General features: G+C 69.5%; 10 protein-coding genes. 7 read left to right on the forward strand and 3 right to left on the reverse strand.

From position 1 onward, the window contains the following. The first annotated feature begins 85 nt into the window (after positions 1 to 85). The 4 genes from H9Y04_RS29510 to H9Y04_RS29525 all read left to right on the forward strand — a co-directional run bounded on the left by H9Y04_RS29510 (position 86) and on the right by H9Y04_RS29525 (position 6,937). Entirely contained in the window at positions 86 to 1,528 is a 1,443-nt protein-coding gene (locus H9Y04_RS29510) for an LCP family protein (RefSeq protein WP_438818163.1), read from the forward strand. Between the two features lie 245 nt (positions 1,529 to 1,773). Beyond that, positions 1,774 to 3,462, forward strand: a complete 1,689-nt coding sequence (locus H9Y04_RS29515) for an LCP family protein (RefSeq protein ID WP_187817135.1) — start codon at positions 1,774 to 1,776, stop codon at positions 3,460 to 3,462. A 91-nt stretch (positions 3,463 to 3,553) separates the two neighbouring features. Further along, a complete protein-coding gene (locus H9Y04_RS29520; RefSeq protein ID WP_187817136.1) occupies positions 3,554 to 5,206 on the forward strand; it encodes an LCP family protein in 1,653 nt (550 codons plus the stop codon). A 255-nt stretch (positions 5,207 to 5,461) separates the two neighbouring features. Further along, a complete protein-coding gene (locus H9Y04_RS29525; protein ID WP_308801171.1) occupies positions 5,462 to 6,937 on the forward strand; it encodes an LCP family protein in 1,476 nt (491 codons plus the stop codon). 27 nt (positions 6,938 to 6,964) lie between these two features. On the opposite strand, the gene H9Y04_RS29530 is transcribed toward H9Y04_RS29525, so the two are convergent. Then, positions 6,965 to 7,513, reverse strand: coding sequence for an acyl-CoA thioesterase (locus H9Y04_RS29530; protein ID WP_187817138.1), 549 nt, complete (start codon positions 7,511 to 7,513; stop codon positions 6,965 to 6,967). A gap of 118 nt (positions 7,514 to 7,631) precedes the next feature. On the opposite strand from H9Y04_RS29530, the gene H9Y04_RS29535 reads away from it, so the two are divergent. Then, positions 7,632 to 8,918, forward strand: coding sequence for an LCP family protein (locus tag H9Y04_RS29535; protein WP_187817139.1), 1,287 nt, complete (start codon positions 7,632 to 7,634; stop codon positions 8,916 to 8,918). Beyond that, positions 8,915 to 9,472, forward strand: a complete 558-nt coding sequence (locus tag H9Y04_RS29540) for a GNAT family N-acetyltransferase (RefSeq protein WP_187817140.1) — start codon at positions 8,915 to 8,917, stop codon at positions 9,470 to 9,472. Before H9Y04_RS29535 ends, H9Y04_RS29540 begins: the two co-directional genes overlap by 4 nt. 88 nt (positions 9,473 to 9,560) lie before the next feature. Here the strand turns inward: H9Y04_RS29540 and H9Y04_RS29545 are convergent, their stop codons facing one another. After that, on the reverse strand, positions 9,561 to 10,718 hold the full coding sequence (locus H9Y04_RS29545; protein ID WP_187817141.1) for an acyl-CoA dehydrogenase: 1,158 nt from the start codon (positions 10,716 to 10,718) through the stop codon (positions 9,561 to 9,563). 230 nt (positions 10,719 to 10,948) lie between these two features. Between H9Y04_RS29545 and H9Y04_RS29550 the strand changes: the two genes are divergently transcribed. Beyond that, on the forward strand, positions 10,949 to 12,274 hold the full coding sequence (locus H9Y04_RS29550; RefSeq protein ID WP_187817142.1) for a UDP-glucose dehydrogenase family protein: 1,326 nt from the start codon (positions 10,949 to 10,951) through the stop codon (positions 12,272 to 12,274). Positions 12,275 to 12,369: 95 nt separating this feature from the next. Here H9Y04_RS29550 and H9Y04_RS29555 read toward each other — a convergent pair whose 3' ends face one another. Further along, entirely contained in the window at positions 12,370 to 13,632 is a 1,263-nt protein-coding gene (locus H9Y04_RS29555; protein WP_187817143.1) for a dipeptidase, read from the reverse strand. Positions 13,633 to 13,854 lie beyond the last annotated feature (222 nt).

Genomic DNA, 13,854 nt, shown 5'->3' on the forward strand with positions numbered 1-13,854 from the left:
GGGCGGGGCCTCGGGTCATGGTCGAGGAAGCGCCCTTCGCCGGGTGCCGTCCGTGACGCCGAAGCCATGAGGGGTGGACCCCGACGTGACCGACACCGCAGGCACGCCTGAGGTTCCGCAGGAACCCGGAGACGACGCGCCTGAGCCGGTCCCGCCGGAGGCCGAGACCGGAGCCCCCGCCGATGCCGGGGCTCCGGCGCACCAAGGTCCGCACTGGCTGCGCTGGATCGCGCTCGGCGTCTCCGTGCTCGTGCTCGTCGTGGCCGGGATCGGCTGGGGGATCTACAAGCAGCTGCAGGGGAACATCACCCAGGACCTCACCGCCGCCGAGGAGCTGGAGCGCTACGAGAAGGAGCGGCCCGCGCCCTCCACGCACAACGCGCAGAACATCCTCCTGATCGGCTCCGACACCCGGGCCGGCAAGGGCAACGACCGGTACGGCAAGGACTCGGGCACCGACGGCGGCCGTTCGGACACCACGATCCTGCTGCATCTGGCCGCCGACCGGAAAAGCGCCACCGCGGTGTCCCTGCCGCGCGATGTGATGGTGGACATCCCGAGCTGCCGGCGCGGCAACGGGACCCGGACCGAGGAGCAGTTCGCCCAGTTCAACTGGGCGTTCGAGTGGGGCGGAGCGGCCTGCACGATCCGTACCGTCGAGGCGCTCACCGACATCCGCATCGACCACCACATGATCGTGGACTTCCGCGGCTTCAAGAAGATGGTGGACGCCGTCGACGGCGTCGAGGTCTGCCTGAAGGATCCGATCGACGACCCGGACGCCAAGCTCAAGCTGCCGGCCGGCCGCCACAGGCTCGACGGGGAGCAGGCGCTCGGTTACGTCCGCGCGCGCAAGACGCTGGGCGACGGCAGCGACACCGAGCGGATGGACCGCCAGCAGGCCTTTCTCGGCGCGCTGGTGAACAAGGTGAAGAGCAACGGCGTGCTGCTCAATCCGACCCGTCTCTATCCCGTCCTGGACGCGGCGACCTCCTCGCTCACGACGGACCCCGCGATCGCCGGTCTCACCGATCTCTACGACCTCGTACGGAGCATGCGCAACATCCCTGCGGAGAAGGTGCAGTTCCTGACCGTGCCCCGGCAGTCGTACATCTACGACGCGAACCGGGACGAACTGGTGCAGCCTGACGCGGGGCGCCTCTTCGACCGGCTGCGCAACGACGCCCCGCTGCAGGTCGCCGAGGAAGTACCCGCGACGGAGGAGGCGTCCGCCGAGGAGCCGGCCGAGGGCGAGGAGCCCGCGAGCGAGCGGGACGGCGCCGAGAACGGCGACGGCGGCTACTGGGTGGACACCGGCTATTGGAGCGACGAGGGCTACTGGGTCGACGACGGGTACTGGGTCGACGGCAAGTCGGCGGACGAGGATCCGGCCGAGCGCAAGAAGAACGAGCGCAAGAAGAAGTCGTCCGACGACGGCAAGCCGGACGAACCCACGAGCAAATCGGGTCAAACCCCTTCCCCGGAGCCGACGTTCCGCGGCAGCACCGCCGCCGGAGCCACTTGCTAGCTGTGGACTTGGTAAAGGGATCCCAAAGCACAAGGGGCCGTTGACCTTGAATTGGGGCGGATTGACCGTTGTAAGGCCAGTGGAATTTGTCACCGTCGTCCCTCGGCGCCGACCTGGGCGGATAGTGTGAGCGATCCGGTGCAGCCGACTGCGATGAGGCAGCGATCCGCACTTGCACTACCGATCGACCGGACGCCTTGGAGGGGGAAGGCGCCGCGTGGCCCCGACGGAGGACTCAAGCAACCGTGGACGCGCAAGGCCGTGGGCGGGCGGAGAACGTCGACCCCGCAGACCAGTGGGTACTGAACCCGCAGACCGGCGACTACGAACTGCGACTGCACCCCTCCGCACCGGAGTCAGGCATCCCCTCGCCGCGCAGATCCAGTTTCGCCCCGGGCAGGCCCCAGGCCCGGCCGGGCCGCAGGCCGCAGGGGCCGCCGCCGAGTGATGTCCCCGGGCAGCGCAGGCGCCGGATGCCCGAGGAGCCGATGCCGGGCCGCCGCAGGCCCAAGCAGCGGAAGTCCAAGGGCAAGAAGGCCCTCATGTGGACCGGTGGCGCGCTGGCGTTCCTGCTCGTGGGCGGCGCCGCCACCGCGTACTTCTACATAGAGCATCTGAACGGCAACCTGAACTCGATGTCCACGGACGGCGCGGGGACGGGTGGCTGGGCCAAGGACCGCGCGATCAACGTCCTGGTCGTCGGCACGGACAAGCGCACCGGCAAGGGCAACAAGGGCTACGGCGACGCCGGCAGCCCCGGCCACGCGGACACCACGATCCTGCTGCATGTCTCCAAGGACCGCACCAACGCAACGGCGTTGAGCATTCCGCGCGACATGATCGTGGACATTCCGGACTGCCCGACGGAGCAGGACGGCGAGACCAAGGTCATCCCGGGGTCGCAGAACGTCCGCTTCAACGAGAGCCTCGGCCAGTCCGGCCGTACTCCCAGCTGCACGATGCGCACGGTCACCGAGCTCACCGGTGTCGAGCTCGACAACTTCATGGTCGCGGACTTCAACGCGGTCAAGACGCTCAGCAGCGCCGTCGGCGGTGTGGACGTCTGCCTCGAAAAGCCGATCAACGACCCGAAGTCGCATCTGAAGCTGCCCAAGGGCGACAGCACGGTCGAGGGCGACGACGCCCTCGCGTTCGTACGGACCCGTCATGCGGTGGGCTTCGGTTCGGACCTCGACCGCATCAAGTTGCAGCAGCAGTTCCTGAGTTCGCTGATGCGCAAGATGAAGTCGAAGATGACCGACCCTGGCGCCATGCTGGATCTCGCCGAGGCCGCCACGAAGGCGCTCACCGTCGACGAAACGCTCAGCGATGTGTTCAAGCTCCGCGATCTCGGTACGGAGCTCGGCAAGGTGAACCTGAAGAACATCAGCTTCACCACCGTCCCGGTCGTGGACAACACGGACGGCGCCACCGTCCTGGTCAACGAGCCCAAGGCGAAGCCGCTGTTCGCGGCCATCAAGGGCGATGTCTCGCTGACGGCGACGAAGCAGAAGAAGAAGGATGCCGAGGCCGCACGCCTCAAGGGCACCAAGTCCGCGGCCGCCGACGTCCGCGTGAACATCTACAACGGCAGTGACACGCAGGGCGCGGCGAGCAAGACGCTCACGTATCTGCAGACCGAGCACGGCATGAACAAGGCCAGCCAGCTCGGCAATCACGATCCCAAGCAGGCGAAGACCACGCTCGAGTACTCACCCGACCAGGCCGACCAGGCACGCAAGCTGGCCGAGGTGATGGGACTTCCGGGTTCGGCGTTGAAGCCGGGAAAGAGCGAGACCAATGATCAGGGGCTGCCTGCGATGGTCCTGATCCTCGGAGCGGATTTCTCGGAACCGGGCACACCCGTGGGGACTGTGGCCGTACCGGACGACCTCGACAAGACCGAGGCCGACAAGAAGACCTGCGCCAAGTAGACAACCCGGGGGCCGTCTCGACCGTCTGCTCGTGCAGAGCGACGTACGGACGTGGGTTGTCCAGGGCGCGCCAGGCTGGGGAGGGACTGGCATGACGCAGAACAGCGTGCGCGGACACGGAACGCGACGATCTCGCGTACCGCATGCGCGTGACCGGGGCTGGGACGACGGCTTGTACGAGGGGTCCGGTGCGCCGGACCCCGGTACACCGGGCGATTCCCCCGCTCCGCCGGGCCGCGGCCGCCGCTCCAGGCGCAAGCCGCTCAGCCGCAAGCGGCGGATCCTGCGCTGGACGGCGGTGGTGTTCGCGCTCCTGATACTCGGCACGGCCGGCGCCGGATATCTCTACTACCAGCACCTCAACAACAACATCGAGACCACTCCGCTGCCCGAAACGGGCCGGGCGCCCAAGGCGACCGCGAACGCCGCGGGCCAGACTCCGCTGAACGTGCTCCTGATCGGTTCCGACGACCGGAACAGCAAGGAGAACCTGAGGCTCGGCGGGCACAAGGAGAGCGTCGGCGCGAAGCCGCTCGCCGACGTGCAGATGCTGCTGCACCTGTCGGCGGACCGCAGCAACATGTCGGTGGTCAGCATGCCGCGTGACACGCTGCTCGACATTCCCAAGTGCGAGGACCCCGAGACGGGCGAGAAGTTCGGGGCCCTGACCTACACGCCGACCAACCAGAGCCTCGGCCGCGGCGGTCCGGCCTGCACGGTGCTCACCTGGGAGAAGCTCACCGGCATCCACATCGACCACTACGTGATGGTCGACTTCACCGGTGTGGTCTCGATGGCGGACGCGATCGGCGGTGTGCCGGTCTGCGTGGACGCCAACATCCACTCGCGCAACTCCAAGGGCGAGGGCTCCGGGCTCAAGCTGGAGAAGGGCACCACGGAGGTCAAGGGCGAGGACGCGCTGAAGTGGCTGCGCACCCGTTACGGCTTCGAGGACGGCAGCGACATCGCCCGCGCCAAGGCCCAGCACATGTACATGAACTCGATGATCCGCGAGCTCAAGGCGAGTGCCCGGCTCACGAACCCGAGCGAGATGCTGAGCCTCGCCGAGGCGGCCACGGACGCGCTGAACGTCGATGACGGCCTCGGCTCGGTGTCCAAACTCGCCGATCTGGGCGGCGAGTTGAAGAAGGTCCCGACCTCCCGCATCAACATGACGACGATGCCCTTCAACTACGTGGGCCCCAAGGTCGTGCCCAAGCCCGGCGAGGCGGAGGACCTCTTCGAGCTCGTCCGCGAGGACATCGCGCTCGACGGCAAGGACGCGGCCAAGAAGAAGAAGGAGGAGGAGCTCTCCGACGACCCGGCCGCGGCGCCCGCCGACACCGGGGTCGTGGTCCAGAACGCCTCGGGCGACGCCACCCGTGCCCCGCTCCAGGGCCGTGCCACCGCCGTGGCCGAGCTGCTCAAGCAGCAGGGCTATACCCGCGCGACCGCCGAGCGGCCGGCCGCCGGCGCCGATGTCTCCGTGGCCCGTACGGTGATCCGCTTCCCCAGCGCCGAGCTGGAGGGCGACGCCCAGGCACTCGCCAAGTCCCTCGGCCTGCCGCCGAGTTCGGTCAAGAAGAGCACGGACGTCTCCGGCGTCACTCTGATCGTGGGCGCGGACTGGCGCGAGGGGAACACCCCGGCGAAGCAGACCCCGAAGGCACCGGACAAGAAGGCGATCTCGAACGGCGCCGACAAGGACGCGTGCATGCACGTGGACCCGGACTTCACCTGGTAGCACCTGGTCCCCCCGTACGGGAGGAGCCCCGGCCGATCGGATCGGCCGGGGCTCCTCCCGTACGGGAAGACTCAGGCATGCGCGCCGGTCTCCGCCAAGCGCTCATCACCCGTCGCGTTACCGCGAATGGGGGACAAGGCCGCGCGGCCCCCGGGTGGCCTCCCCGGGCCGCATTTCGTATGGGCCTACGGTTGCACGGTCCCTGCGCCCGCTTGTGGTCCGAACGTCCCACCGCGGAGGTGTCCCCCTGTGCCCGTGCCGCCCAGCCCCGCTCGACCTCCAAGGCAAGGGCCACGGCAGCCCGGGCGCCCAGCCGCGCGGCAGGCCCCAGGACGGCGCAGACGGCCGCCGGCCCGGCCCAAGTGGGCGATGCGGATGGCGACCACCCTCTCGATGGCGGTGCTCGCGGCGGCGGGCATCGGACATGCGGTGGTGACCAGCCTGGACACCGGGATCGACCGGGTCGACCCCTTCAAGGACATGAAGAATCGTCCCTCCGGCGGGGACGGCATGAACGTCCTGCTCGTCGGCACGGACGGCCGCGACAAGATCACCGAGCAGGAGCGGCAGAAGTACCGCCTCGGCGGCGCACCCTGCCACTGCACGGACACGATCATGATCGTGCACATCTCCGCCGACGGTGACCGCGCCAGCATCGTGAGCCTGCCGCGCGACTCGTACGCCGAGGCGCCCGCGCACACCGACCGCAACAGCGGCGAGAAGCACAAGGCGCACCCGATCAAGCTGAACGCCGCGTACGCGGAGGGCGGACCGAATCTGACGGTCCGGACCGTCGAGCACATGACCAAGGTCAAGATCGACCACTATCTCGAGGTCGACTTCACCAGCTTCATGAAGACCGTGGACGTGCTCGGCGGTGTGGAGATCTGCACCGCGAGCCCGATGAAGGACTCGTACACCGGTCTCGACCTGGCGGCCGGCCGGCACCATCTCAGCGGCGGCGAGGCGCTGCAGTACGTGCGCTCGCGGCATATCGACGGCGCCGCGGACCTCGGCCGGATGCAGCGCCAGCAGCGCTTCCTCGCCGCGGTCATCGCCAAGGCCACCTCGTCGGGTGTGCTGCTCAACCCCGTGAAGTTCCGCGATGTGACCCGGACCATCCTGGGTTCCGTACGCGCGGACAAGTCCTTCGGCACGGACGAGATGCTGGACCTCGGCCGGGCGATGCGCGGTTTCACGCCCGCATCCTCCGAGTTCACCTCGGTGCCCATCGGTGAGATGGGCTACATGGTGAAGGGCATCGGCTCCACGCTGAAGTGGGACAAGGAGCGCTCGGAGAAGCTGTTCCAGGCGCTGCGCGACGACAAGCCGCTCGCGCCGCTGCGCAAGAAGCGCAAGGCGGTCCTGGTGGATGTGGCCCCGCAGCAGATCCGCGTCCAGGTCGCCAACGGCACGGATGTCTCCGGGCTCGGCGGCCGGGTGGACAAGGCCCTGCGCAAAACGGGCTTCCGTACGACGGGGGCGCCGCAGGACGCGCCGCCGGTCAAGCGCACACTCGTCGAGTACGACCCCCGCTGGGACCGCTCGGCCCGTTCGCTGGCGACGGCGCTGCCCGGCTGTCAGCTCAAGGAGGTCAAGGGCCAGGGCGGGACGCTGAAGGTGACGGCGGGGCCCGACTTCAAGCAGGTGCGTGCGGTGCGGGCCTCGGACATCAACCAGGGCGAGTTCGGTGTGGTGACCGGGGACCAGGTGGTGTGCGGCAAGGACTGAGAGGGCTGAGCCTGCCAGGCGAGGCCCTCAGTCCTCCAGGCCCTCCGCCGCCCGCTTCTCGCGCAGTTCCATGATCGCCCGGCGGCGCGCGAGGCGGTGCGTGCGGCGGATCTGCGCCTCCTGGTAGCGGCGCCGGTCGCGCTCCGTCTCCGGCAGCACCGGCGGGACCCGGCGCGGCTTGCCGTCGGCGTCGACCGCCGCGAACACCAGATACGCGGAGCCGACCTGCTGCAGCGGGGTCGACTCGTTCCACCGCTCGGTCAGGACCCGGACGCCGACCTCCATCGAGGTGCGCCCGGTCCAGTTGACCTGGGCCTTCACATGGACGAGATCTCCGACACGTACGGGTTCGAGGAAGGCCATCTCGTCCATCGAGGCCGTCACGGCGGGGCCGCCCGAGTGCCGTCCCGCCACCGCGCCCGCGGCATCGTCCACCAGTTTCATGATCACGCCACCGTGCACCGTCCCCAGTAGGTTGGTGTCGTTGTGGGTCATGATGTGGCTGAGCGTGGTCCGGGAAGCCGAGGTCGGCTTGCCCGGAATCTCCGCCTCCGGGGGACGGGCCTGGTCTGTCATGGCCTCCACTCTATGTCCGCCCAGGTGATGGGTGCTTTGTGTCAGCTCTGCAACAGCCGTGGTCCGGTTTCTCGGCATCCCTTGTCTCAGACCTTTATGGAACCTGCACACTGGGGTCATGAATGACTGGCCCCAGGGTTTGAGTGGAGACCGCGACCGTGGATACGGACGCGGCGCGAGCAGCGCGCAGCCGGAAGGCGCGCGCGTGATGCGCCATGTCCAGCGCGGCCAGGCCCCCAGGCCTCAGGCGGCCCCGCAGTACGGCGTCCCTTCGCAGCCCGCGTACGGCGACGGCGAGCGCTACGACGACGGCCGCGGCGGCTACGACAGCGGCTACAGCGACGGTCAGGTCTACGGCGGCACGTCCCGCGGCAGCCGCGGTGGCGGCGGCCGGGGCGACGACGGCTACTACGACGCGGGCCGGCCCGCCCCGGACTGGCGGCGCCGGATCAAGGTCGGCACGATCACGCTGCTCGCGGTTGTCCTGGTCTGGTCCGTCGCCACGTACTTCTGGGCGGACTCCAAGCTCAAGCGCGAGGTCGACCTGTCGAAGGTCATCGAGCGCCCGAGCGGCGGGGACGGCACCAACTACCTGATCGTGGGCTCCGACAGCCGCGAGGGCATGTCCGCCGAGGACAAGAAGCGCCTGCACACCGGCTCGGCCGAGGGCAAGCGCACGGACTCGATGATGATCCTGCACGTGGGCGACAACGGGAACACGATGATCTCGCTGCCCCGTGACTCGGACGTGGAGATCCCGACCTTCGTGGGCTCGGAGTCCGGCAAGACCTTCCAGGGCACGGGCCGCAGGGTCAAGCTCAACGCTGCGTACGCGGAGGACGGCCCCGAGCTGCTCGTGCGCACCGTCGAGCACAACACCGGCCTGAAGATCGACCACTACGCGGAGATCGGCTTCGGCGGCTTCGCGAAGATCGTGGACGCGGTCGGCGGTGTCGAGATCAACGTCGAGAAGCGGATGAAGGACAAGAAGTCCGGCTCCGACTTCGAGCCGGGCAAGCACACGATGAACGGCGAGCAGGCGCTTGCCTTCGTCCGCCAGCGCTACGGGCTCGACGGCGGCGACCTGGACCGTACGAAGAACCAGCAGAAGTTCCTCTCGGCGCTCGCCAACCAGGCCGCGACCCCGTCGACGGTCCTGAACCCCTTCAAGCTCTACCCCACGATGAGCGCGGGCCTGGACACGCTGGTCGTCGACAAGGACATGGGCCTGTTCGACGTGGCCGAGATGTTCTGGGCGATGAAGAGCGTCTCCGGCGGCGACGGCAAGTCGATGAACATGCCGATCTCCGGCAGCCGCGGCGGCAACCTGGTCTGGGACAAGGCCAAGGTGAAGCAGCTCGTGGAGCAGCTGAACAACGACGAGAAGGTGACGGTCACGGAGTGACCGACGTCCGGCTGGGGGTGGACGCGACGGCGTCCGCCCCCGCGCTTGTCCTGCGTCCCTGGCACGAGGACGACCTGGAGCCGCTGATCGAGGCGTTCCGCGATGCCGAGATGCGCCGCTGGCTGCTGTCCTCGATCGAGAACGCGGCGGACGCGAGGAGCTGGCTGGAGTCCCAGGATCGCGGCTGGGCTTCCGGGAGCCGGCTGAGCTTTGCCGTACGGGAGTCGTCCGGCGGTTCGGGAGTACCGGGCCGGCTGCTCGGCAACGTGGTCCTGAAGCGGGACGACAGCGGGAAGTCCGCCGAGGTCGGTTACTGGACCTCGGCGGCGGCGCGCGGAAGGGGCGTGGCCTCCCGCGCTCTCGAAGCCCTCACCGCCTGGTCCTTCGAGACCTTCGCGGCGGACGGCCTCGAACGCCTCGACCTGCTCCACCAGGTCGGCAACCGCGCCTCCTGCCGCGTCGCCGAGAAGACCGGCTACGGCTTCGACCGGATCCTGCCGGCCGAGCCGCCCTGGCCCGAGGACGGGCATCTTCACGTACGTCGTCACCGCTGACGGGTATCTCCACGTACGTCATCACTGCTAGGGAAACGTATGGCGGGCGCCCCGCAGGACGCCCGCCATACGTTCAACTGCCTTGCCGCTACGGCAGGTTGCGCGCCATCACGATGCGCTGGACCTGGTTCGTGCCCTCGTAGATCTGGGTGATCTTGGCGTCGCGCATCATGCGCTCGACCGGGTAGTCACGGGTGTAGCCGTAGCCGCCGAGCAGCTGGACGGCGTCCGTGGTGACCTCCATGGCGATGTCCGAGGCGAAGCACTTGGCGGCCGCGCCCAGGTACGTGAGGTCGGCGTCGCCGCGCTCCGAGGCGGCGGCGGCCTGATAGGTCAGGGCCCGCGCGGCCGAGATCTTCATGGCCATGTCGGCGAGCATGAACTGGATGCCCTGGAAGTCGGCGATCGGCTTGCCGAACTGCTTGCGCTCCTGGACGTAGCCCTTGGCGTAGTCGAGGGCGCCCTGGGCGATGCCGAGCGCCTGGGCCGCGATGGTGATGCGGGTGTGGTCCAGGGTCTTCATGGCGGTCGCGAAGCCCGTGCCCTCCTCGCCGATCATGCGGTCGGCGGGGATACGGACGTTGTCGAGGTAGACCTCGCGGGTCGGGGAGCCCTTGATGCCGAGCTTCTTCTCCGGGGCGCCGAAGGAGACACCCTCGTCGCCCTTCTCGACCACGAAGGCGGAGATGCCCTTGGAGCGCTTCTCGGGGTCCGTGACGGCCATGACCGTGTAGTACTCGGACTCGCCCGCGTTGGTGATCCAGCGCTTGACGCCGTTGAGCACCCAGAAGTCGCCGTCGCGCACCGCGCGGGTCTTCATGCCCGCCGCGTCCGAACCGGCGTCCGGCTCGGAGAGGCAGTACGAGAACATGCCGTCGCCCTTGGCGAGGGGGCCCAGGTACTTCTTCTTCAGCTCCTCGGAGCCGGAGAGGATGACGGGGAGCGAGCCCAGCTTGTTCACGGCGGGGATCAGCGAGGAGGAGGCGCAGACGCGGGCGACCTCTTCGATCACGATGACCGTGGCGAGCGCGTCGGCGCCGGCGCCGCCGTACTCCTCGGGGACGTGCACGGCGTGCAGATCATTGGCGGTCAGCGCGTCCAGGGCCTCCTGCGGGAAGCGGGCCTCCTCGTCGACGGCCGCGGCGAAGGGCGCGATCTTCGCTTCGGCGAGCGAGCGGATGGCGTCGCGGAGCATGTCGTGCTCCTCCGCCGGGCGGTACAGGTCGAATTCAGCGTTTCCCGCCAAGTTCTCTCACTCCCAAGGTGCCACTGCTGCTAACTACCGTTAAGTAACCAAGATTTTAGGCGCCGTGCGCCTCGCTCGATACGTGAGTTTGGCGACAGCGGGAAGGACCCTGGCCGCAGGCTCCGTACCGGGCCCTGTATCCGGCCCCGTGCCCGGGGCGAATGTTCCCCTCCGTATCCCCGACTATGCTCGGGCGGCAGTCCTGCCCCGCACCCTCAGGAGCACCGCGCATGTCCCTCAAGATCACCGTGATCGGCACCGGCTATCTCGGCGCCACGCACGCAGCGGCCATGGCGGAGCTCGGGTTCGAGGTGCTCGGTCTCGATGTCGTACCCGAGAAGATCGAGCTGCTCTCGGCGGGCAAGGTGCCGATGTACGAGCCGGGGCTCGAGGAACTGCTCGCCAAGCACGTCGCCGGGATCGAGGGCTCCAGCGGACGGCTGCGCTTCACGACCTCCTGGGAGGAGGTCGGCGCGTTCGGCGACATCCACTTCGTCTGCGTCAATACGCCGCAGAAGCACGGCGAGTACGCCTGCGACATGAGCTATGTGGACGCGGCCTTCGCCTCGCTCGCCCCCGTCGCACGGGAAGGCTCCCTGGTCGTCGGCAAGTCCACCGTGCCCGTGGGCTCGGCGGACCGGCTCGCCACGCTGCTGCCGGAGGGCGTGGAGCTGGCGTGGAACCCGGAGTTCCTGCGCGAGGGCTTCGCCGTGCAGGACACGCTGCACCCGGACCGCCTTGTGGTCGGTGTGCGCAGCGAGCGCGCGGAGAAGCTGCTGCGCGAGGTGTACGCGGCCCCGATCGGCGAGGGCTCGCCCTTCGTCGTCACCGACTTCCCCACCGCCGAGCTGGTGAAGACCTCCGCGAACTCCTTCCTCGCGACCAAGATCTCCTTCATCAACGCGATGGCCGAGGTCTGCGAGGCCGCCGGCGGCGATGTCGTGAAGCTGGCCGAGGCGATCGGCTACGACGACCGGATCGGCAAGAAGTTCCTGCGCGCGGGGATCGGCTTCGGCGGCGGCTGTCTGCCGAAGGACATCCGCGCGTTCATGGCGCGCGCCGGTGAGCTCGGTGCCGACCAGGCGCTGACCTTCCTGCGCGAGGTCGACTCGATCAACATGCGCCGCCGCGGGCACATGGTGGAGCTGGCGCGCGAGGCCGTGGGCGGGGACTCGTTCCTGGGCAAGCGGGTCGCGGTGCTCGGTGCGACCTTCAAGCCCGACTCCGACGACGTACGGGATTCGCCCGCGCTGAACGTCGCCGGGCAGATCCATCTGCAGGGCGGCCAGGTCACCGTCTACGACCCCAAGGGCATGGACAACGCCCGCCGTCTCTTCCCGACCCTCGGTTACGCGGACACCGCGCTCGGGGCGATCCGCGGCGCGGACGTCGTGCTGCATCTGACGGAGTGGCGCGAGTTCCGCGAGCTGGACCCGGCCGCGCTCGGCGCGGTGGCCGCCGAGCGCGTGATCCTCGACGGCCGCAATGCGCTCGACCCGGTCGTCTGGCGCGAGGCGGGCTGGACGTATCGGGCGATGGGGCGGCCGGCGGCGTAGGTCTTTCAGGGCCGCCCTGGTCTCCTCAGGGCCGCCCCGGTCTGCTCAAGGCCGCCCTGGTCTCCTCAGGGCCGCCCCGGTCTGCTCAAGGCCGCCTATCCGTCGAGGCGCTCGATCGTCGCCGTCGACGGAGGGCGGCGCTGCTGGGCCGCGCGGGCGGTGAAGTCCGTGTCCCTGAGCACCCGTTGGGCATTGCCCCAGGTGAGCAGGGCGAGATCGGGCTCGCTCCAGCCGCGGCGCACCAGCTCCGCGATCAGCTCGGGGAAACGCGAGGTGTCCTCGACGCCCTCGGCCGGCTCCTCAGTCGTGTCGTACGTACCGGAGAGCGCGACGCACTCCGCTCCCGCCACCTCCCGTACGTGGTCCAGGTGGTCCGCGATCCGTGCCAGCGTGCCGCCCGTACGGGCGGAGGCGCACGGGACCATGCACAGGCCCTTGTTCGTACGCAGAGCAGTCAGCGTTTCGTCGGAGAGGTTGGCCGGGTGCGGGGTCAGGGCGGCGGCGCCCGACCGGGAGAAGACCACCGGGGCCTTGGTGACAGCGAGGGTGCGGGTGACGGTCCGCTCCGAGCTGCCGCAGAGGTCGATCAGGAGGCCCAGGCGGTTGCACTCGCGGACGACTTCCTCGCCGAAGCGGGTGAGGCCTTCCGGACCGGCCCAGGACGTTCCGTGGAGGCCGATGCTGCGCACGCCGAGCGCGTACAGGGAGCGCAGGGCGCCGAGCGAGTCGCCGAGGGCGACGGCCTCGGCGGGGCCGAGCAGACAGGCGATCCGGCCGTGGGAACGGGCGTCGGCGGCGTCCGAGGGCGAGCGGGTCAGCCGCATGGCCTCGGGGTTGGCCTCGATGACGTGGGCGGCCAGGTCGACGAGGTCGAGCGTGGCGGAGACGGCGCGCTCGCCGCGTACGCCCTCGGGGAGGGCGAGGGACCAGAACATCGCGCCCACGCCGCCCTCTCTGAGGCGGGGGATGTCGGTGCGCAGGGCGCTCTCGCCCAACTCCAGGTCGTACCAGGAGAGTTGGCGCAGCGCCCAGGGGAGGCCACTGTGGCCGTCGGCCACGGGGTGCCGCCTCAGGAGGGTCTGGGCCTGGGTGAGGGGGTTGGTCTCGGCGGGGTTAGGTGCCTCGGGGCGCTGCGGCTCGTCGGGGCGCAGCGGTTCGGCTGTCTCCGCGCTCGGTCGTTCGTCCGTGCTCGGTCGTTCGTCCGTGCTCGGTCGTTCGTCCGTGCGGGACGGCTCGGCGGCGGCCGGGCGGGCCTCGGTGGTTGCCGGGGCGTGGGTGGTCGGCGGAGCGGCGGCCGGGGGGTCGTCCAGCTTGCCGATCTCTCCAGGGGCCAGCGACTCTTCCTGCAGGTCCGCCATCGGGGGCTCCGGTCACGTGGGGGTGCGGGGGCGCGTATCGCCACGGTGGCATGTGCGGGCGGGGGTGACCTGGCGGGTGGTGCGTCCGGGGGTACGGGGTTCGGCCAAGCGTGGCGGTTGCTTGGGCGGGTGCGGGTTCGGGTGGTCGGCGCGGGGTGCGGTGCGGTGTCGCGTGCGGGTGGTAGCCGCGTAGTGCGGTGCGTTGTCGCGTGCGGGTGGGTG

Source organism: Streptomyces polyasparticus (genome assembly GCF_014493765.1).
In the GTDB taxonomy this organism is placed as follows: Bacteria; Actinomycetota; Actinomycetes; order Streptomycetales; family Streptomycetaceae; genus Streptomyces; species Streptomyces polyasparticus.